The 18,601-nt window shown below is 75.9% G+C and carries 22 protein-coding genes; 11 read left to right on the top strand and 11 right to left on the bottom strand.

Annotated features, from left to right (window positions below; all coding sequences use genetic code 11):
• Positions 1-25 precede the first annotated feature (25 nt).
• Positions 26-871 (top strand): CDP-alcohol phosphatidyltransferase family protein, encoded by an 846-nt coding sequence (locus JOF54_RS20115; RefSeq protein WP_307804430.1) that lies wholly within the window; start codon positions 26-28, stop codon positions 869-871.
• Here the strand turns inward: JOF54_RS20115 and JOF54_RS20110 are convergent.
• Positions 849-1,130, bottom strand: coding sequence for a DUF1905 domain-containing protein (locus tag JOF54_RS20110; protein WP_210059173.1), 282 nt, complete (start codon positions 1,128-1,130; stop codon positions 849-851). The two genes, JOF54_RS20115 and JOF54_RS20110, sit on opposite strands and share 23 nt — an antisense overlap.
• Positions 1,131-1,254: 124 nt before the next feature.
• Here JOF54_RS20110 and JOF54_RS20105 point away from each other — a divergent pair, with 124 nt between their 5' ends.
• Positions 1,255-2,835 carry an alpha-N-arabinofuranosidase gene (locus JOF54_RS20105; RefSeq protein WP_210059172.1) on the top strand — a complete coding sequence of 527 codons (1,581 nt, stop codon included), beginning with the start codon at positions 1,255-1,257 and terminating at the stop codon, positions 2,833-2,835.
• Between the two features lie 154 nt (positions 2,836-2,989).
• Positions 2,990-4,819: a S9 family peptidase gene (locus JOF54_RS20100; protein ID WP_210059171.1), complete on the top strand. Its 1,830-nt coding sequence runs from the start codon at positions 2,990-2,992 to the stop codon at positions 4,817-4,819.
• Positions 4,820-4,840: 21 nt separating this feature from the next.
• Here JOF54_RS20100 and JOF54_RS20095 read toward each other — a convergent pair whose 3' ends face one another.
• Positions 4,841-5,599 carry a class I SAM-dependent methyltransferase gene (locus JOF54_RS20095; protein ID WP_210059170.1) on the bottom strand — a complete coding sequence of 253 codons (759 nt, stop codon included), beginning with the start codon at positions 5,597-5,599 and terminating at the stop codon, positions 4,841-4,843.
• 74 nt (positions 5,600-5,673) lie between these two features.
• Here JOF54_RS20095 and JOF54_RS20090 point away from each other — a divergent pair, with 74 nt between their 5' ends.
• Together JOF54_RS20090 and solA are read left to right on the top strand one after the other, a co-directional pair.
• Positions 5,674-6,153 (top strand): anthrone oxygenase family protein, encoded by a 480-nt coding sequence (locus tag JOF54_RS20090; protein ID WP_210059169.1) that lies wholly within the window; start codon positions 5,674-5,676, stop codon positions 6,151-6,153.
• 76 nt (positions 6,154-6,229) lie between these two features.
• On the top strand, positions 6,230-7,345 hold the full coding sequence (gene solA, locus JOF54_RS20085; protein ID WP_210059168.1) for an N-methyl-L-tryptophan oxidase: 1,116 nt from the start codon (positions 6,230-6,232) through the stop codon (positions 7,343-7,345).
• 3 nt (positions 7,346-7,348) lie between these two features.
• Here the strand turns inward: solA and JOF54_RS20080 are convergent, their stop codons facing one another.
• The 5 genes from JOF54_RS20080 to JOF54_RS20060 form a co-directional block, all read right to left on the bottom strand.
• Complete coding sequence (locus JOF54_RS20080; RefSeq protein WP_210059167.1) at positions 7,349-8,179, bottom strand: oxidoreductase; 831 nt, start codon at positions 8,177-8,179, stop codon at positions 7,349-7,351.
• A 274-nt stretch (positions 8,180-8,453) separates the two neighbouring features.
• Positions 8,454-9,002 (bottom strand): dihydrofolate reductase family protein, encoded by a 549-nt coding sequence (locus tag JOF54_RS20075; protein ID WP_210059166.1) that lies wholly within the window; start codon positions 9,000-9,002, stop codon positions 8,454-8,456.
• Positions 9,003-9,101: 99 nt separating this feature from the next.
• Positions 9,102-9,590 (bottom strand): SRPBCC family protein, encoded by a 489-nt coding sequence (locus JOF54_RS20070; RefSeq protein ID WP_210059165.1) that lies wholly within the window; start codon positions 9,588-9,590, stop codon positions 9,102-9,104.
• Complete coding sequence (locus tag JOF54_RS20065) at positions 9,545-9,934, bottom strand: ArsR/SmtB family transcription factor (protein ID WP_210059164.1); 390 nt, start codon at positions 9,932-9,934, stop codon at positions 9,545-9,547. Before JOF54_RS20065 ends, JOF54_RS20070 begins: the two co-directional genes overlap by 46 nt.
• A 41-nt stretch (positions 9,935-9,975) precedes the next feature.
• Complete coding sequence (locus JOF54_RS20060) at positions 9,976-10,566, bottom strand: XRE family transcriptional regulator (RefSeq protein WP_210059163.1); 591 nt, start codon at positions 10,564-10,566, stop codon at positions 9,976-9,978.
• Positions 10,567-10,613: 47 nt separating this feature from the next.
• Between JOF54_RS20060 and JOF54_RS20055 the strand changes: the two genes are divergently transcribed.
• Positions 10,614-11,513 (top strand): class I SAM-dependent methyltransferase, encoded by a 900-nt coding sequence (locus JOF54_RS20055; protein ID WP_210059162.1) that lies wholly within the window; start codon positions 10,614-10,616, stop codon positions 11,511-11,513.
• Between the two features lie 20 nt (positions 11,514-11,533).
• On the opposite strand, the gene JOF54_RS20050 is transcribed toward JOF54_RS20055, so the two are convergent.
• Positions 11,534-12,208 carry an ACT domain-containing protein gene (locus tag JOF54_RS20050; RefSeq protein ID WP_210059161.1) on the bottom strand — a complete coding sequence of 225 codons (675 nt, stop codon included), beginning with the start codon at positions 12,206-12,208 and terminating at the stop codon, positions 11,534-11,536.
• 167 nt (positions 12,209-12,375) lie between these two features.
• Between JOF54_RS20050 and JOF54_RS20045 the strand changes: the two genes are divergently transcribed.
• The 5 genes from JOF54_RS20045 (at position 12,376) to JOF54_RS20025 (ending at position 15,940) form a co-directional block, all read left to right on the top strand.
• On the top strand, positions 12,376-12,825 hold the full coding sequence (locus JOF54_RS20045; RefSeq protein WP_210059160.1) for a DUF3099 domain-containing protein: 450 nt from the start codon (positions 12,376-12,378) through the stop codon (positions 12,823-12,825).
• A gap of 203 nt (positions 12,826-13,028) precedes the next feature.
• Positions 13,029-13,670 (top strand): PadR family transcriptional regulator, encoded by a 642-nt coding sequence (locus JOF54_RS20040; RefSeq protein ID WP_210059159.1) that lies wholly within the window; start codon positions 13,029-13,031, stop codon positions 13,668-13,670.
• Complete coding sequence (locus JOF54_RS20035; protein ID WP_210059158.1) at positions 13,663-13,962, top strand: DUF2218 domain-containing protein; 300 nt, start codon at positions 13,663-13,665, stop codon at positions 13,960-13,962. Before JOF54_RS20040 ends, JOF54_RS20035 begins: the two co-directional genes overlap by 8 nt.
• Positions 13,963-14,024: 62 nt before the next feature.
• Positions 14,025-14,771, top strand: coding sequence for a GTP pyrophosphokinase (locus tag JOF54_RS20030; RefSeq protein ID WP_307804426.1), 747 nt, complete (start codon positions 14,025-14,027; stop codon positions 14,769-14,771).
• 113 nt (positions 14,772-14,884) lie between these two features.
• The gene (locus tag JOF54_RS20025; RefSeq protein WP_210059157.1) at positions 14,885-15,940 is read left to right on the top strand and encodes an FAD-dependent oxidoreductase; all 1,056 of its coding nucleotides are present in this window, start codon (positions 14,885-14,887) and stop codon (positions 15,938-15,940) included.
• A gap of 13 nt (positions 15,941-15,953) precedes the next feature.
• Here the strand turns inward: JOF54_RS20025 and JOF54_RS20020 are convergent, their stop codons facing one another.
• The 3 genes from JOF54_RS20020 to JOF54_RS20010 form a co-directional block, all read right to left on the bottom strand.
• Positions 15,954-16,565: a trimeric intracellular cation channel family protein gene (locus JOF54_RS20020; protein ID WP_210059156.1), complete on the bottom strand. Its 612-nt coding sequence runs from the start codon at positions 16,563-16,565 to the stop codon at positions 15,954-15,956.
• 44 nt (positions 16,566-16,609) lie between these two features.
• Positions 16,610-17,200, bottom strand: coding sequence for a sigma-70 family RNA polymerase sigma factor (locus tag JOF54_RS20015; RefSeq protein ID WP_210059155.1), 591 nt, complete (start codon positions 17,198-17,200; stop codon positions 16,610-16,612).
• A gap of 229 nt (positions 17,201-17,429) precedes the next feature.
• Positions 17,430-18,374, bottom strand: coding sequence for a TauD/TfdA dioxygenase family protein (locus JOF54_RS20010; protein ID WP_210059154.1), 945 nt, complete (start codon positions 18,372-18,374; stop codon positions 17,430-17,432).
• Positions 18,375-18,601 lie beyond the last annotated feature (227 nt).

Raw genomic sequence — 18,601 nt, 5'->3', positions numbered from 1 at the left:
CGCGCCGCGGCTCTCGTCCTCAGCGGTGACGGGCACGGGGGTGGAGGTCGGCGTGGTGCTGCTCCGACGGGGGCCGCTGGTGGGTCTGGCGGGCCAGGAGGCGTTGCTGGTCGTGCTCGCGCTGACGGTCGGCCTGACCGGTCCGGGCTGGGTGGTGGGCCTGCTGGTCGGGCTGGGCACGGCCCTCGCGGTGTCGCTCGGGCTGGAGCGGGCGGGCGCAACGGGCCTGGGGCCGGCCGACCGCGTCACCCTGGCCCGCGCCGTCCTCACCGGCGGGGTCGCCGCGCTGGTGGCCGAGGGCTTCGTCGGTCCGCCCGCCGTCGGCGTCCTCGTCGCCCTGGCCACGGCGGGGCTGGTCCTCGACGGCGTCGACGGCCGGGTGGCCCGGCGCACCGGGACGGCGTCCGCCTTCGGCGCCCGCTTCGACATGGAGACCGACGCCCTGCTCGTCCTGGTGCTCAGCGTCCACGTCGCCCGCGACGTCGGGCCCTGGGTGCTGCTGATCGGCGCCGCCCGCTACCTGTACGTGCTGGCGGGCCTCCGGCTGCCCTGGCTGCGCGGCCCGCTGCCGCCCCGGTACTGGCGCAAGGTCGTCGCCGTCGCGCAGGCGGTGGCCCTGCTGCTCGCCACCAGCGGCCTGGTCGCCCCACCGGTCGCCAGCGCCGCGCTGGCCCTCGCCCTGGCCCTGCTGGCCGAGTCCTTCGGCCGCGACGTCGTGGGCCTCGCCCGGCCGCGCGGCGACCACCTCCCACGCCCCGCCGCTGACGCCGCGCCCCGGGCACGGGGCGCCGGAGTCCCGGCGGGGCGCGGCAGCACCCGTCGGACCGCACCCGCGCACGGGCGCCGCGTCAGACGCTCAGCCGGACCGTGACCCGGTCGCCCTCGGCCAGCCCCTCGGCCCGCCGGACGACGGCCTTCACCGGCACGACGTAGCGGTCCTCCTGCGGCCACAGCGAGGTGGTCCAGGTGGTGGCGCCGACGGTGGCCGTCACCGGGACCATCCCCCAGCCGTAGCTGACGGCGGCCGCGGCCGCGCGCAGGTCCGCGCTCTCCGGCTCGGGCACGGTGACGAAGTACCAGGGCGCCGGGCCGCGCCAGTACCAGAGCTCGCCGGTGATCTCCCAGGTCACGGCGTCACCCTAGGCGCGTCCGCAGCCGGGGCGGCGGCACCGGCCACCCCCGTCCCGCGCCGCCGGTGCCCGGCTGGCAGGCTCGGGCCCGTCACACCGCCGCGACCACCTGAGCAGGAGCACGATGACCGCCACCCAGGAGACCTCCGCCGCCACCCCCGAGGCCGGCCCGGCCGGCACCGTGCGGGGCGTCCTCGACCTCGACCTGCCCGGCCCCACGATCAGCCGGCACCTCTACGGCCACTTCGCCGAGCACCTCGGCCGCTGCATCTACGGCGGCTTCTTCGTGGGCGAGGACTCGCCGCTGCCGAACGAGGGCGGGATCCGGCTGGACGTCGTCGAGGCGCTCAAGGCGCTGTCGATCCCGAACCTGCGCTGGCCCGGCGGCTGCTTCGCCGACGAGTACCACTGGCGCGACGGCGTCGGCCCGCGCGAGCAGCGGCCGACGATGGTGAACAGCCACTGGGGCGACGTCGTCGAGGACAACAGCTTCGGCACCCACGAGTTCATGGCGCTGTGCGAGCTGCTGGGCGCCGAGCCCTACGTCTCGGCCAACGTGGGCAGCGGCACCGTCAAGGAGACCAGCGAGTGGGTCGAGTACCTGACCCGCGCCGACGACAGCCCGATGGCCCGGCTGCGGCGCGAGAACGGCCGCGACGAGCCGTGGCCGGTGCGCTTCTGGGGCCTGGGCAACGAGCCGTGGGGCTGCGGCGGCGGGATGCGCGCGGAGTTCTACGCCGACCTCGCCCGCCAGTTCGGCACCTACAGCCGCAACCACGGCGAGAACCGGCTCTACCGGATCGCCGCCGGGGCCGCCGACGCCGACTACCACTGGACCGAGACGTTGATGAAGGGGCTCGGCCACCAGCTGGGCGGCGGCGCCGGCCGTGGCTGGCACGGGTCGGGCACCTACCAGGCCGTGTCCTTCCACTACTACACCGTGCCCGGGCCCTGGGAGCACAAGGGCAGCGCGACCTCCTTCGACACCGAGGAGTACTACCGCACGCTGCACGAGGCCCAGCGGCTGCGCGGCATCCTCGCCGGCCACGCCGCGGTGATGGACGCCTACGACCCCGAGCGGCACGTGGGCCTGGTGCTCGACGAGTGGGGCACCTGGTTCGACGTCGAGCCCGGGACGAACCCCGGCTTCCTGTTCCAGCAGAACACCCTGCGCGACGCCCTCGTCGCCGGCGTGCACTTCGACGCCTTCCACGACCACGCCGAGCGCCTGGTGATGGCCAACATCGCCCAGACCGTCAACGTCCTGCAGGCGATGGTCCTCACCGACGGCGACGCGATGGTCCTCACCCCGACCTACCACGTCTTCGCCATGAACCAGGGCCACCACGACGCCCAGCGGCTGCCGCTGGCGCTGCGCGGGGTCGGCTCGCGCGGCGAGGGCGAGACCCAGGTGGAGCTCGTCTCGGCGTCGGCGAGCCGCAAGGACGACGGCGTGCTGGTCTCCTTGACCAACCTGGACGCCGACGGCCCCGTCACCGTCGCGCTCGACCTGCGCGGGGCCGCCGTGGGCGACCCTGTCGGCCAGGTGCTCGCGGCGCCGGACCTGCGGGCGCACAACACGCCGGAGTCCCCGGACGCGGTCCGGCCGGCGCCGCTGGAGGGCCTGCGGCTGGAGGACGGCACCCTGACGGTGGAGCTGCCCGCGCACTCCTTCGCCACGGTCCGGCTGACCCTGCAGGGCTGACGCCCTCGGACCGGGCCACTCCCCGGCCTCTGCTCGTCGGCGCGGCGCCTGCTGCGGCCGCACCGACGACGAGGGGCCGGGGAGTGCCGGCGGGAGGCCGAGCGGCGGCCCACCTCGCCCACGGCCGGCCGACGCGCCGGGCTAGGTTGGCGCGATGGCCACGACCCCCACCCCGGACGCCGCTGCCCTCGTCGGCGCGCTCCTCGACCTGCGCACCTGGCAGGCGTTCGACATCGACGCCGACGGCCGGGTGCTGGCCGGGCACGACGATCTGGGCAGCGTCCAGCTGGTCGAGATCGACCCGGACGGCACCCGCACTCCGCTCACCGACCTGCCCTCGCGCTGCACCGGGCGCTACGTCCCCGGCCGCCGTCAGGTCGTGGTCCAGCACGACCAGGGCGGCGACGAGAACATGCAGCTCTCGCTGCTGGACCTGACGACGCCTCCGGAGAGACCGCGCACCCTCGAGGAGCTGACGCCCCTGCTCCGCGACCCCGCGCACATGCACGTGCTGCGCGACGTCACCCCGAAGCACCTCGTGTACTCGACGAACCGCCGCAACGCCGTCGACATGGACGTCGTGGTCCGCCGCTGGGACACCGGGGGCGAGGAGACAGTCTGGGACGGCGGCGGCTACGTCGCCGACACCGTCGTCTCCCACGACGGCGGCTCGGTCGCGGTGACCGCGCTGAGCCTGCGGCCGGCGTCCACGCTGGTCTTCGTGGCGGGCCCGCGGGCCGCCGGCGACGGCCGCGTCACCGACCCCGACGAGCACGCCTCCCACCACTGCGGCGGCTGGGCGCCCGGGGACGACGCCCTGGTGCTCTCCTCCAACTCCGGCCGGGAGTTCACCGCCGTCGTCCGGGCACCTCTGGACGGCTCGCCCTGGACCACGCTGGTCGAGGACGACGAGCACGACCTCGAGGTGCGACCCTCCCCCGACGGCTCGGCCCTGGTCGTCGGCCGGCTGGTCGACGGGGCCGTCGAGCTCGCCGTGCACGAGGCCGACGGGCGGCTGCGCTGCCCGGTCGTCCTGGACCGGCGCGGGGTGGCCGAGGTGGTCTGGGCCGCCGACTCCTCGCGCTTCGTGCTCACCGTCTCCAGCCCCACGGCGCCCGGCTCGCTGCTGGCCGTCGACGCCGCCACCGGCGCGGTGAGCACCGTCGTCGACGCCCGCGACGGGGTGCCCGAGGAGCTCGCCGCCGTCCTCGTGGAGCCCACCTCGCACCGGGTGCCGACACCCGACGGCGAGCAGGTGCCCTGCTTCGTCTACCGGCCCGCCCGCCCGGTGCCCGGGCTGACCGGTGCGTCGGTCCTGCACGTCCACGGCGGTCCCGAGGGGGCCGCGACCCGGATGTTCAACCCCGTCGTGCAGGCCCTGACCGGCTGCGGGTTCACGGTGCTGGTGCCGAACGTCCGCGGCTCCGTCGGCTACGGCAAGCGCTGGTACAGCCTGGACGACGTCGACCTGCGGCTGGACTCGGTCGCCGACCTCGCCGCTCTGCACGCCTGGCTGCCCGAGCTGGGCCTCGACCCCGCGCGCTCGGCCCTGTGGGGCGGGTCCTACGGCGGGTACATGGTGCTGGCGGGCACGACGATGCAGCCCGACCTGTGGGCGGCCGGCGTCGACATCGTCGGCATCTCCTCCCTCGTCACCTTCCTGGAGAACACCTCCGGCTACCGCCGCGCGTACCGCGAGCGCGAGTACGGCAGCCTGGAGCACGACCGCGAGCTGTTGGTCCGTGCCTCGCCCGTGACCCACCTCGACCAGCTCCGCGCTCCGCTGTTCGTCATCCACGGCGCCAACGACCCGCGGGTGCCGCTGTCGGAGGCCGAGCAGATCGTCGCGGCGCTGGCGGCGCGCGGGATCCCGCACGAGCTCAAGGTCTACGCCGACGAGGGGCACGGGCTGGCCAAGCGGGCCAACCGCCAGGACGCCTACCCGGCGGCCATCGGCTTCCTGACGGCCCTGCTGGGACGCTGAGCCGGCACGGCCACCACCGGCTCAGGCCCGGCCGAGCACGCCCCACGCCGTCGCCGCGAGCGTGAACGGCCCGACGGGGAGCAGCGCGGCGCAGCGCGCCCGCAGCGCGGCCCGGCCCGCGTCGTCGAGGCCGGCGACGTGGGCGCCGGCCGGCCCGACCCCGAGGGTGAAGGGCTGCCACCAGTCCTCGACGTCGGCGAAGGCGACCCCGACCGTCAGGGCCGACGGCTGCAGCTGGGTGAGACCGGCCGCTGCGGCCAGCGCCGCCAGCTGGCCCTCCGCGGTGCCGGCCAGCCCGGCCTCCCCGCGCGCGCCGGGGTCCAGGTCGGCGACGGCCCGCCAGAACACGGCGAGCGGGCCGGCGCCTCCCGCGTGGTCCCAGACGCAGGCCGCGACCCGGCCGCCGGGCCGGGTCACCCGTCGCATCTCGGCCAGCCCGCCGACGGGGTCGTCGAGGAAGTGGACGACGAGCTGGGCCGCCGTCAGGTCGAAGGACCCGTCCGGGAACGGCAGCGCCTCGGCCCTCGCCCGCTGCACGGCGACGCCGGGCAGCCGGTCGGCCAGGGCGGCCACGAACGGCGCGGACGGGTCGACCGCGGCGACGGCGCCGGCGCCGAGCCGGTCGGCGAGCACGGTCGTCAGCGCCCCCGGACCGCAGCCCACGTCGAGCGCCCGCTCCCCGGCTGCGGGGGCGAGCAGCGCGGTGAACCGGACGGCGAGGGGCTCCGACCAGCGCCCCATGAAGCGCCCGTAGGCGTCGGCCGGGACGGCGAAGGTCACCGGCCCAGCGTAGGACCGCGGCCCCGGCCTGCCCAGGCCTTGCGCCCGCTGCCGGCCGGGGCCACGCTGGGCCCGTGACGCTGCCCGCGGTGCTGGAGACGACGCACCGGGCCGGCGTCGCGGCCCTCACCGTCGTGGTGGTGCTCGACCCCACCGCCCCGCTCCGCTCCGCCCCCGACCACGCCGGCTGGCTGCGGGGCCAGCAGCGCCTCGACCGGGTGATGTCCCGGGTCGCCCCGCCGCTCTTCCTCCTGACGGCGGGCGCCACCGCGGCGGCCGCCGTCGTCGCGCTGGTGGACGGGCGGGCCGGGGCCGCCGCCGCGCGCACGGTGACCGCGGCCTGCGTGGTCGCCGCGGTCCGGGTGACCCTGACGCGCTCCGAGCCGGAGAACGCCCGGATCCGCGGGTGGCGGCCCGAGGACCCGCCCGCCGCGGACTGGCGGGAGGTGCGCGACCGCTGGGAGGCCGCGCACCGCAGCCGCCGGGCGCTGCTCGCGGTGGCCGCGCTCGCCACCGCGGCGGGCGTCGCCGTCGACGCGTCCGGGCGCCGCTGAGCGGTCCGGTCCGGGGCCCCGACCGCCGGCGCCCGCGCTGGTCCGGGAGACCATGGCCCGACGAGGGGAGGCAGGCGTGCAGCACGACGTCATCGTGGTGGGGGTCGGCGGGATGGGCTCGGCCGCGGCCGACGCCCTGGCCGGCCGCGGGCAGCGGGTGCTGGCCCTGGAGCAGTTCGGCGTCGCGCACAGCCGGGGCTCCAGCCACGGGCGCACCCGCATCGTCCGCAAGGCCTACTTCGAGAGCCCCGACTACCTGCCGCTGCTGCGCCGCGCCTACACCCTCTGGGACGCGCTGCCGCCCGAGCTCGCCCTGCAGCGGGTCGGCTGCCTGGTGCTGGGCCACGCGGGCTCGCCGGTCCTGGAGGGCGCCGCCGCGACGGCCGCGGCCGCGGACGTCCCCGTCGAGGTGCTGACGGCCGCCGAGGTGCGCCGCCGCTTCCCCGTCTTCCGGCCCGGACCCGACGAGGCCGCCCTGCTGGAGCCGGACGCCGGCTTCGTCCGTCCCGAGCTGACCGTCGCCCACCTCGTCGGCCGGGCGCGGGCGCGGGGCGCGCGGGTGCTGACCGGCCAGCGGGTGCTCGGCTGGGACCTCGTCGCGGGCGGGGTGGTCGTGCGGACGCGGGACGCCGTGCACGAGGCGGCCCGGCTGGTGCTGACGGCGGGTGCCTGGACGCCGACGCTGGCCGCCTCCCTCGGCCTGCCGGTCCGGGTGCAGCGGCGGGTCATGCACTTCTTCGCCCCGCGGGCGCCGGAGGTCTGCGCACCCGGGGCGATGCCGACCTTCATCTGGGACCTCGCCGCCGGCGACTCCCTCTACGGCTTCCCGCTGGACGGCGCGGACGGGGTCAAGGTCGGGTTCCACGACCGCGGACCTCTCACCGACCCGGACCGCCCGCAGCCGGACGGCTCGGCCGACGAGGTGGCGGAGGTGCGAGCCGTCCTCGAGCAGCACCTCCCCGACGTCAGCGGCCGGCTGCTGCGCAGCACCGGGTGCATGTACGCCAGCACCCCTGACGAGGACTTCGTGCTCGGGCTCGCCCCGGGGACCGACGGCCGGGTGGTGGTGGCCGCCGGCTTCTCCGGGCACGGCTTCAAGTTCGTGCCCGTGGTCGGGGAGGTGGTCGCCGACCTCGCAGTCGACGGCGGGACCTCCTTCGACCTCGGGTTCCTCGCCCCCGACCGCTTCTGAGGCTCAGGCGTCGAACTCGGTGCTCCGGCTGGTCCCCTCCCAGGCGTCGAGCTGCGCCGCCCGCGCCGCGAGGGTGGCGCGGTAGCCGTCCAGGGCGTCCTGGCCCAGCACCAGCAGCTCCGGCGGCTCGGGCGCCTCGACGGCCGCGATGATGGCCGCCGCGGCCTTGGCCGGGTCACCGGGCTGGGTGCCGTGCACGGTGTCGTGCTCCTTGCGCCGCTTGCCCGCGGTCTCGGCGTAGTCGGCGATCGGCTCGGCGGCCTGGGTCAGGGACCGGCCGGCGAAGTCGGTGCGGAACCCGCCGGGCTCGACGACGACGACGGCGATGCCGAGCGGCCCGACCTCCTTGACCAGCGAGGCCGACAGCGCCTCGAGCGCGGCCTTGCTGGCCGCGTAGTAGCCGGAGCCGGCGGGGGCGATCTGGGCGCCGATCGAGGAGATGTTGACGACGGCGCCCGAGCGGCGGGCGCGCATGCCGGGCAGCACGGCCTTGGTGACGGCGACGGCGCCGAAGACGTTGGTGGCGAACAGCTGGGCGACGGCGTCCACCTCGCCTTCCTCCACCGCGGCGCGGTAGCCGTAGCCGGCGTTGTTGACCAGCACGTCGACCCCGCCGAAGCGCTCCTCGGCGGCGCGGACGGCGGCGGTCACCTGACCGGCGTCGGTGACGTCGAGGGCGAGCGCGAGCGCCGTCTCGGGGAAGGCGTCGGCGAGGTCGGCGACGCGGCCCGCGTCGCGGGCGGTGACGACGACCTGGTCGCCGTGCTCCAGCACGGCGCGGGCCAGGTCGCGGCCGAGGCCGGTCGAGCAGCCGGTGATCAACCAGGTGGACATGGGGTGCGGTCCTTCCGTCGGGGACGTGCGGGTGTGTGCGCCCCGCACGCTACGGCGTCGTCCGGACAGGGCGGGAGGCCCTGCCGGTACCGGTCAGGTCCGACCGCGTGCTGGCCGTCGACCGCCACCTCTCCCGCCCCCGCGACCCGCGTCCGGGGGAGACGCTGCTGCGCTGTGCCGCGTACTCACGGCACAGCGCAGCAGGGTCCTCCCGGCCGGGGCGGGGGCGGAGCGGACGGCCACGTGCGGGTGCGGGTGCGGGTGCCCGGTGCGGTCAGGCCACCCGGCGGTAGCGGAGGTAGACGACGCCGTTGGTGTAGGTCTCGCTGCCGGCCAGCTCCAGCGTGCCGGGCGGGATCTCCCGGGTGAACAGCCGGGGGCCGTCGCCGCGGGCGGTCGGGTAGAGGAAGAGGTGCAGCTCGTCGACCAGGCCGTCGGCGAGCATCGCGCGGACGAGCGTCGCGCTGCCGCTGACGTAGAGGTCGCCCTCCACGCTCTCCTTGAGCCGGCGGACCGTCTCCGCGTCGTAGCCGCCGATCACCTCGGTGTTGCGCCAGGTCGGCTCGGTGAGGGTGGAGGAGACGACGTACTTCGTGGTGTCGTTGAAGAACGGCGCGCCGGGGTCGTCCTCGACCGTCCGCTCCGACCAGCCCTGCTCGAACATCGCGTAGGTCGTGCGACCCAGCAGGATGCCGGAGCAGCGCGCGGTCACGGCGCCGATCGCCTCGCCCATCTGCGGGTCGAAGCCGTACGTGAAGGTCCAGCTCGGGGTGTCGACGACCCCGTCCAGGCTGATGAACTCGTGGACGTGGACAGCTCCCACGGCGGAGCTCCTCTCGGTGGTGGTGGTGATGAGGTCGGGCACGACCAGAGACCGGGGGCCCGGGGAGAACTCATCGCCCCGGGGCCCCGGCCAGGGGCTTCAGGCAGCCAGCAGCTCGTCCATCTGGCCCATCGCCAGGGTGAGCCCCTCGACCATGCCCATCTGGGTGAGCTGCTCCATCTGCTCGACCGTGGCGAACTCCGAGACCAGCGTCATCCGGGTGCTCCCGGCGCCGGCCTCCTCCAGCCGGACGCGCATCCGGGTCGTCGGCAGGTCGGGGACGGGCTGCCCGGCCTCGTCGGCGAAGCCGTCCTCCAGCTCGAGCGAGCGCGGCTCGTCCACGGCGAGGACGCTCCACCAGCCGTGGGCCTGCTCGCCGTCGGGCCCGGTCATCCGGTACCGGGAGCCGCCCCCGGCGACCAGGTCGTGCTCCACGAAGGTGGCGGGCCAGGTGGGCGGGCCCCACCAGCGCTCGAGCTGGCGCGGGTCGGACCAGAGCTGCCAGACCCGGGCGGGCGGCGCGGCCAGCTCGGCCACCAGGGTCAGGGTGCGGGCGGAGGGGTCGGGGGTGGTGCTGATGACAGCCATGCGGCGTCCTCTCGGAGGGGTTCGGCGAGGAGGTCCTCCATGCGGCCGATGCGACCGCGCCAGATCTCCTCGTACAGCTGCAGCGACCGGGCGGCGGCCCGGACGGCGTCGATCCGGCCGGAGACCAGCTGCTCACGCCCCCGCCGCTCCTTGCTGACCAGACCGGCCCGCTCGAGCACCGCGACGTGCTTCTGCACGGCCGCGAAGCTCATGGCGTACCGGCTCGCCAGCGCCGACACCGACTCCGCGTGCTGCAGCACGCGAAGCACGATGTCGCGGCGGGTGGCGTCCGCCAGGGCGGCGAACACGCGGTCCGCGTCCCCGCCCTGCTGATCTACAACCATGTGGTTGTACGTTAGCGACCCCCGCTGCAGGGCGCAAGATCTCAGAGCTCGGTTGCACCTCCGGGGAGCAGGTGGGTGCGGCCGCCGTCGGCGTCGAGGATGACGAGGACCTCGGCCGGGCCGCCGTGCGCCTGCACGGCGTGCGGCACCATCGTCGAGAACTCGGCGGCCTGCCCGGCCTCGACGAGGATGGTCCGCTCCCCCAGCCGCAGCCGGGCCGTCCCGGCGAGGACCGTGAACCAGTCGCGCCCGGGGTGCACCCCCAGCGGGGCGTCGTCGTCACCCGACGCCGCCGGGTCCAGCAGGATGCGGGCCACCGTGAGCCCGTGCGCCGAGTCCGCCCGGGTGAGCGTCCAGGTGGTCGTCCCCCGCCCCTCGTCGCGGCGGGGCCGGATCACGACGTCCTCGTCGTCGACGGCCTCGACGAGCTGGTCGAGGGTGGTCCCCAGCGCGCGGGCGATCGGCACCAGCTGGTCGAGGGCGATGCGACGGTGCCCGGTCTCGAGGCGGCTCAAGGTCGACGGGCTCAGGAAGCAGCGCGCGGCGAGCACGTCGAGCGACCAGCCGCGGGCCAGCCGCAGCCCGCGGATCCGCTGCCGGACCACGGCGTCCAGAACCTCTTCTTGCGTCATGAGCAAGATCCTATGTCTTTGACGCACGGGACCGCTAGCCTCGGTGCATGACGACAGGACACGACCACGCCGCGCACCGGCACGAGCACCACCACCACGGTGACCACGCGGGCGGACCGGCCGGGCACCAGCACGACGAGGTCGACGAGGCGGGCCTGGCCGAGCTGCTCGACCTCGACGGGGTCGTCCTGCACGGCTACCTCGACGCGGTGGTCAGCTGGGTCGCCGACGCCGCCGGTCCGGACGTGCGCCGGGTCGCCGACCTCGGGGCGGGCACCGGCACCGGCACCCTCGCCCTCGCGCGCCGGTTCCCGGACGCCTCCGTGGTGGCCGTCGACGCGTCGGCGGGGATGCTCACCCGGCTGGCGGACGCCGCGGCCGCGGCCGGTGCCGGCGACCGGGTGCGGACGCTGACGGCTGACCTCGACGCCGGCTGGCCCGACCTCGGCGAGCTCGACGTCGTCTGGGCGGCCCTGTCGCTGCACCACGTGGCCGGGGCCGAGCAGGTCATGGTCCGTGCGCGCGAGGCGCTGCGGCCCGGCGGCGTGCTCGCGGTCACCGAGATGGCGACGCCCACCCGCTACCTGCCCGACGACCTCGGCGTGGGCCGTCCCGGCCTCGAGCTCCGGCTGCACGCCGCCCTCGACGCGCAGCCCGCCCCCTTCGACCGCTACCCCGACTGGGACGACGCCCTGACCCGCGCCGGCTTCACCGAGGTGGAGCGCCGCACGTTCGAGCTCACCCCGCCCCGGCCCGACCCGGCGACGGGGCGGTACGCGCGCGCCTACCTGAGCCGGGTCCGCCCCCGGGTGCCCGACGACCTCGACGCCGACGACCTGGCCGTGCTGGACCTGCTGCTGGACGACGCGTCGCCGCACTCCCTGCTCCGACGCGGCGACCTCCAGGTCGGCGGCCGGCGGACCGGGTGGCTCGCCCGGCGCGGCTGAGCCCGCGGGTCGGCACGACCTCAGCCGGTGGCGCCGGCTGCGGGCACGGCCGGCAGCGACGTCGTGGCCGTGCCCGCGGCCACCTCGGCGAGGTGGCGGAGGCGCGTCAGCTCGGCCGGGCTGAACGGCTCGCGGCCCGTCCGGGCGACCAGCAGCGCCTCACCGGCGGGAGGCAGGGCCACCACGGCGAGCTGGGTGGGACCGCTGCCGGCCGGGCAGCCGTCGAGGACCTCGACGGCGCAGGTGCCCGTCACGTCCGCGAGCGGGGCCAGGTCGGAGGCCCGCAGCGCGGGCGCGCGCGAGGTCTGGAAGAGCACCCGGTCGGGCAGCGCGACCAGCGCCGCCCAGGTCCCGCCGCACAGCAGCGGCGCGGCCGTCGCCAGCACCTGCGGGGCGACGGCCGGGTCGCAGCGGTCCAGCCGCTGCACGAGCTCGAGGTCCTGGTGCAGGTCGGCGCCCGCCGGGTAGCGGACGAGCTGCTCGACGTCGACCCCCTCGACCTCCTGGCAGCGGTGCAGGACGACCTCCAGCGGCTGGCCGGCCGGCACGTCGAGGAGCAGGTCGAGCACGACGTGGTGCTCGTCCTTGCGCCGGGTCTGCAGCCGGGCGATGTCCACCCCCGCCTCGCCCAGGCGCGTGGCGACGCTGCCGAGGGTCGTCGCCCCCTTGGCCATCCGGACCCGCATCAGGTGCACGACCTCTTCTTACCCGCCACGAGCGCGGTCAGCGGTCGGCGGGCGAGGAACTGTCCCGGAGGCCGGTCGCGCCCGGCCCCTTCCGGCCCCGAGCCCCCGCCGGATGCGTGATCCTTCTGACCCGTCCGCGCGCTCCGATCGCGCGCGACCGGACCTAGGTTGGGACCATGTCCCCACAGGTCAGCGCAGCGAAGGGCGACCGTCCGCACCTCCCCCACCACCCGGCTCCCGCACCGGCGGTCATCACCGACGCCCGCGGCGCCTCCAGCGTCGAGCTGGACCGCCGGGTCAAGCGCTACAGCCTCGCGATGGCGTTCCGGATGGCCTGCTTCCTCTCCATGGTCTTCGTCGACGGCTGGCTGCGCTGGACGCTGCTGGCCTTCGCCGTGTTCCTGCCCTACGTCGCCGTCGTGCTGGCCAACCAGGCCGACGAGCGGACGACGCCGAGCGAGGTCGAGCACGGCGCCCCCCAGGACGCCCCGCAGCTGACCACCGGCGACCACGCCGAGGTGGTCGAGGGCTACGTCGTGGACGGCTACGTCGTGGACGGCGACCCCGTCGAGGGCTCCGTCGAGGACAGCCCCGTGCGGGACGAGCACCTCCGCCCCGCCGCCTGACGCCCACCGCTCGCCGCCTGAGCGGCAGCACCACCCCGAGGCACCTTCCGCCGTCCGCGACTCCCCCTCCCGGGAGGAGCCGATCGCTCGGACCGGTGCCTCGACGCACGTCCAGGCCCTGTCGACCGTCAAACCGCCCCCTTCGCTAGTGCGTATCGCGATATATCGTGATACGCTCTTCCCAACCTACTGAAGGAGAACAGATGTTCTACGCAGACGAGTTCCGTCCCCACGACGGACACACCGGTCCCGGCCCGCAGGGGCGCCGCGGGCACGGCGGACGGGGCCTCCGCGGTGGCCCCGACGAGGAGCGCGGCCGGCACGGCCGCGGAGGTCCCGGGCCCGACGGCGGTGGTCCGCGCGGCGGGCGCCGCGGTGGCGGTCGGGGTCGGGCGGGGCGTGGCGACGTCCGCATCGCCACCCTGCTGCTGCTGAGCGAGAGCCCCATGCACGGCTACCAGCTCATGCAGGCCATGGCCGACCGGACCGACGGCGCCTGGCGCCCGAGCCCCGGCGCGGTCTACCCCACGATCGCCCAGCTCGAGGACGAGGGCCTGGTCACCACCGAGGTCGACGGCGGGCGCAAGCTCGTCACGCTGACCGCCGAGGGCCGCGCCCACGTCGAGGAGCAGCGCGCCGGCTGGGGCGACCCGTTCGGCCAGGTGGCGGGGGCCGCCCCCGGCCCCGACCTGCGCGGTCCCCTGCACGAGCTGCACGGTGCCGCCCGCCAGGTCGCGGTGTCGGGCACGCCGGCCCAGGTGGAGGCCGCGACCGCGGTGCTCGCCGAGGCCCGCCGGCAGCTCTACCTCATCCTGGCCGGCGAGGCGGAGGCTGACCGTGGCTGAGACCTGGACGTCCCGCGCCGACGTCGCCACGGACGCCGCGGAGCGCTACGCCGAGCAGCTCGCCTCGCACCTCGGCCGCAAGGCCGAGGTGCGGGACGAGCCCGAGGGACGCCGCATCCTCGTCGGCGACGGCGGCTGCCTGCTGGTCGTCGGCGAGGCGGTGCTGGAGCTGCGGGCCGAGGCTGCCTCGGCCGAGTCGCTCACCCGCGTGCAGCACGTCGTCGGGTCCCACCTCGAGCGGTTCGGCCAGCGCGACGCGCTGGTCGTGACCTGGAGAACGCCCGCTCCGTGACCGCGGGCCGGCGGCCGCACCTGCGATGATGGGCAGCCGGCATCCCGAGGAGACGCACCACCGTGGACGACCTGCAGCCCAGCGCCGACACCGCGCCCGTCCTGCCGAGGACCGACGACCCCGCCCTGCTCGAGGAGCTCCCCGACGCGGTGACGCTGGCCGCGATGCAGGCGGCCCGGGACCGCTTCGCGCCGTTCATGATGCAGTACAAGTTCGGCATGGACGCGGTGATGACCAAGATCGCGATCCTGCGCGAGGAGTTCGTGCAGACCCACGCCTACAACCCCATCGAGCACGTCACCTCGCGCCTCAAGACGCCGGAGCGGCTGGTGGACAAGATCAGCCGGAAGGGCTGCGCCCCGACGGCGGCCAGCATCCGGGAGTCGATCACCGACATCGCGGGCGTGCGCGTCGTGTGCAGCTTCATCTCCGACACCTACCTGATCTTCGACATGCTGGCGCAGCAGAGCGACATCACCGTGCTGCAGGTCAAGGACTACATCGCCGAGCCGAAACCCAACGGGTACAAGAGCCTGCACGCGATCCTGGAGGTCCCGGTCTTCCTGTCCGACGGGCCGCGGCCGGTCGTCGTCGAGCTGCAGGTGCGGACGATCGCGATGGACTTCTGGGCCAGCCTGGAGCACAAGATCTACTACGAGTACCGCGACGACGTCCCCCAGCGGCTGCTCGACCAGCTGACCGAGGCGGCGGCCGCCGCGTACACGCTGGACGCCACGATGGAGGCCCTCCACCAGGAGGTGCAGGGTCTGGGCGGACGCCCGCCCGTCCCCGAGCCGCCGCAGGGCTGAGCCCTTCGACGGGCTCAGGGAGCGGAGACGGCTCGGGAGCGGAGGACGCGAGCTCGGGGAGCGCGACGTCGGCGGGGCGGAAGGATCCCGGCCGCGACGGCGTTGAGGCTCCCGTGGACGTGCTCGCGACGGTCGTGGTCGGCGCCGGCCAGGCCGGGCTCTCGACCGCCCACCACCTGGTCCGGCTGGGGCTGCGCCCTGGCGCGGACGTCGTGGTCCTCGACGCCGACGACGCCCCGGGCGGCGCCTGGCAGCACCGCTGGGACACCCTGACCATGGCCGACGTGCACGGCGTCGCGGCGCTGCCGGACCTGGCGGTCCCGCCGTTCTCCGACGACCGGCCCGCGAACCTCGTGGTGCCCGCCTACTTCGCCGACTACGAGCGCCGCCACGGCCTGGGCGTGCTGCGCCCGGTGGCCGTCGAGCGCGTCGAGCCGGCCGGCGAGCTGCTGCGCGTCGTCGCCGGCGACCGGACGTGGCTCACCCGCACCCTCGTCAACGCCACCGGCACGTGGCGACGGCCCTTCGTGCCCCGCTACCCCGGTGCCGAGCTCTTCCAGGGCCGGCAGCTGCACACCCACGACTACCGCGGTCCCGACGCCTTCGCGGGCGGGCACGTCGTCGTGGTCGGCGGGGGCGCCTCCGCCGTGCAGCTGCTCGCCGAGGTCAGCCGCGTGGCGGGCACCACCTGGGTGACCCGGCGTCCGCCGGTCTGGCGCACCGCCGATTTCACCCCCGAGGCCGGCCGGGCCGCCGTCGCCCTGGTCGAGGACCGGGTCCGCCGCGGCCTCCCCCCGGCCAGCGTGGTCAGCGTCACCGGCCTGGCGCTCCGCGCGCAGGAGCAGGACGCCTGGGAGCGCGGCGTCTACGACCGGCAGCCGGCACCGGCCCGGCTCACCGCCACCGGGATCGCGTGGGCCGACGGCCGGGAGCAGCGGGCGGACGCCGTCCTCTGGGCCACCGGGTTCCGGCCCGACGTCGCCCACCTGGCCCCGCTGCACCTCCGCTCCGCCGCGGGCGGCATCCAGCTGGACGGCACGACGGCGGTCCGCGACCCCCGGGTCCAGCTGGTGGGCTACGGGCCCTCGGCCAGCACGATCGGGGCCAACCGGGCCGGCCGGACGGCGGCGCTGGGCGTGCTCGCCCGGCTGCGGGCGCAGGCGGCCTGAGCGCGGTCCCGGCTCACAGAGGGTCGACGGGGGCGACCGGGAAGTTCCAGTCGCGCCACATGCCCAGCAGCCGCAGACCCGTCGCGGCGACCGTGCCGACGAGCAGGCCGAGGTCGCCCGGTCCGCCGAGGGCGTCCCAGACCACGACCACGAAGGCCCCGAGCAGCGCGGGCACGGCGTAGAGGTCACGACGCAGCAGCAGCGGGACCTCGTTGACCAGCACGTCGCGGAGCACACCGCCGCCGACGGCCCCCACCGCGCCGATGATGACGGCGGCGAAGCCGCTGGCGCCCAGGTCGAGGGCGTAGGAGGCGCTCGTGGTCGCGAACAGCCCCAGCCCCACGGCGTCGTAGACCCCGATGACCGGGCGCAGCCGGCCGAGGTGGGGGTGCACCCAGAAGACGAGCAGCGAGGCGGCCAGGGCGACGGTGCCGTTGGTCCACCGCTCGACCGAGACGGGCGGGGTGACGCCGAGCAGCAGGTCGCGGGTGACGCCACCGCCGAGGCCGGCGGTCAGGCCGACGACGCAGACGCCGAAGAGGTCCAGCCGGCGGCGGACCCCCGCCAGCGCCCCGGACGCCGCGAAGACGACGATGCCGAGGTAGGTCAGCAGAGCGAGGAACACCGCTCAGGGTCTCACGTCGGGCCCGGGAGGGTCCTGGCCCGCGCTCAGCCGGCGGCCTGCAGCAGCACGCGCAGCATCAGCAGCCCGTCGCGGCGACGGGTCTTCACCGTGCCCACCGGGAGGCCCAGCCGCTCGGCGATCTGCACGGCGGTGCAGCCCTCCACGTAGGTCATCGACAGCACCTCGCGCTTGCCGGCGGTGAGCGTCTGCAGCGCGGCGCGGACCTGGCCGCACTCGACGCGGCGCAGCACGCCCTCCCACACCTCGTCGGCCGGCTCCCCGGGCCCGGTCTGCCGGACGTGCGCGAGCTCCCGGTCGGCCTGCCGGGTCATCTGGCGGATCCGGTCGATGGCCTTGCGCCGGGCCAGCGTGGTCAGCCAGGCCTGCACCGCCCCGCGCGCCGGGTCGTAGCGGCCCGCGTGCTGCCAGGCGGTGGCGTAGACCTCCTGGACGACGTCGGCCGTCGTCTCCGGCGAGCGCACCAGCCCGCGGACGAGCGCCTGCGTCTGGCCGCGGGTCCGGGTGTAGAAGGCGTGGAAGGCCAGCTCGTCCCCGGCGGCGGCCGCCACGAGGAGCTCGGCCAGGGAGGGCGGGACGGCGTCCAGCCGGTCGGTCGGGTGGAGCGCGGTGGTCACGGTGGTCGCCTCTGGTGGTCTCGACCCCGAGCCGACAGGACAGCGTGCACCCCGGACGCCCCGGCACGGAGCCGGGTCGTCGTTCTGTCGAGCACGATACGCTGCCGCGCGACCGGCTGGCGACGCGGACGCGCCGGTCGACGACCACCCGCTCCGTCCCGGCCGCCTCAGCCAGGTGCGAGCGGGCGCTGACCGCCCGGTGACCGGTCGGGCCGTCCGCCGCCCCGGGTCAGGCGAGGGCGGAGTAGCCGGAGGCGTCGCCCAGCCGCGGCGTGGACCGGACACCGTCGACGCTCACCGGGACGTCGCCGGCGAGGGTGATGCGGTGCAGCAGGCGCTTCTGGTCGCCGTAGTCGGCGACGCCGTAGTGCTGGGTGGCGCGGTTGTCCCAGATGGCCAGGTCGCCCGGCGACCAGCGCCAGCGGACGGTGTTCTCCAGCCGGGTGACGTGGCGCTGCAGCAGGGTGAACAGGTCGGCCGAGTCGTGGCTGCTCAGGCCGACGAAGCGCTTGACGAAGTGGCCGAGCAGCAGCGAGCGCTCCCCCGTCTCGGGGTGCACCCGGACCACGGGGTGCTCGGTCTCGAAGACCTGCGAGGCGAACTCGTCGCGGTAGGCCTGCTCCTCGACGTCGATGCCGCCGACCCGCTTCTCGTCCCGCTCGGCGGCGTAGTCGTAGAGGTTGGTGTGGACGGCCCAGAGCCGCTCGACCAGCGCCTGCAGGGCCGGGTGCAGCCGGTCGTGCGCGGTGACCGTGTTGGCCCAGACGGTGTTGCCGCCGTGCGTCGGCAGGGTCAGCGGGCGCAGCAGGCTGATGGCCGGGACCCGGTCGACGAACGTGACGTCGGTGTGCCAGCTGTTGGCCTTGCCGCGCTCGGAGTCGATGGCCAGCACGCCGTGGCCCTCGCCGCGCACCGTCGGGTGCGGGGAGGTCGGGGTGCCCAGCAGGGACGCGAACTCGTGGTGGCCGGCGTCGTCGAGGTGGTCCTGGCCGGAGAAGAGGACGACCTTGTGGGCCAGCAGGGCCCGCCGGATCTCCGCCACGGCCGCCGGCTCGACGTCGCCGCCGAGCCGCACGCCGCTGACCGTGGCGCCGATGCTCTCACCCAGCGGGTGCACCTCGACGTGGTCGTAGCGGTCGTCGGCACCGGTGGCGCGGTCCTGGAGCAGGGTCATGAGGGTGTCCTTCCGGGGACGGTCGTGCCCGGGGCGGGAGCCACCGGACGGGAGGCGCTGCGCGGCGCACCGGCGCCGGGCCGGCCCGGGGTCAGCGGGCCCGCGACGTGAGGTGGCAGCCGCGGGTGACGTCCGGCGCGGACGGGCACCCCACGAGTTGCCGGGTAACCATGCCGTCACACTAGGGATTGGCGCACGGGCCCCGCAAGGGGGCGCCGGATCCTGGA

This window comes from Microlunatus capsulatus (assembly GCF_017876495.1).
In the GTDB taxonomy this organism is placed as follows: Bacteria; Actinomycetota; Actinomycetes; order Propionibacteriales; family Propionibacteriaceae; genus Microlunatus; species Microlunatus capsulatus.
The sequence above is the reverse complement of the archived record's forward strand: the minus strand, read 5'-3'. Positions and strand labels throughout refer to the sequence as shown.

What these genes read in the sequence shown, in the direction of transcription:
- JOF54_RS20105 (WP_210059172.1), top strand. Translation starts at nt 1,255, where the DNA reads ATGACCGCCACCCAGGAGACCTCCGCCGCCACCCCCGAGGCCGGCCCG.
- JOF54_RS20100 (WP_210059171.1), top strand. Translation starts at nt 2,990, where the DNA reads ATGGCCACGACCCCCACCCCGGACGCCGCTGCCCTCGTCGGCGCGCTC.
- JOF54_RS20080 (WP_210059167.1), bottom strand. Translation starts at nt 8,179, where the DNA reads ATGTCCACCTGGTTGATCACCGGCTGCTCGACCGGCCTCGGCCGCGAC.
- JOF54_RS20070 (WP_210059165.1), bottom strand. Translation starts at nt 9,590, where the DNA reads ATGGCTGTCATCAGCACCACCCCCGACCCCTCCGCCCGCACCCTGACC.
- JOF54_RS20065 (WP_210059164.1), bottom strand. Translation starts at nt 9,934, where the DNA reads ATGGTTGTAGATCAGCAGGGCGGGGACGCGGACCGCGTGTTCGCCGCC.
- JOF54_RS20060 (WP_210059163.1), bottom strand. Translation starts at nt 10,566, where the DNA reads ATGACGCAAGAAGAGGTTCTGGACGCCGTGGTCCGGCAGCGGATCCGC.
- JOF54_RS20055 (WP_210059162.1), top strand. Translation starts at nt 10,614, where the DNA reads ATGACGACAGGACACGACCACGCCGCGCACCGGCACGAGCACCACCAC.
- JOF54_RS20045 (WP_210059160.1), top strand. Translation starts at nt 12,376, where the DNA reads ATGTCCCCACAGGTCAGCGCAGCGAAGGGCGACCGTCCGCACCTCCCC.
- JOF54_RS20040 (WP_210059159.1), top strand. Translation starts at nt 13,029, where the DNA reads ATGTTCTACGCAGACGAGTTCCGTCCCCACGACGGACACACCGGTCCC.
- JOF54_RS20010 (WP_210059154.1), bottom strand. Translation starts at nt 18,374, where the DNA reads ATGACCCTGCTCCAGGACCGCGCCACCGGTGCCGACGACCGCTACGAC.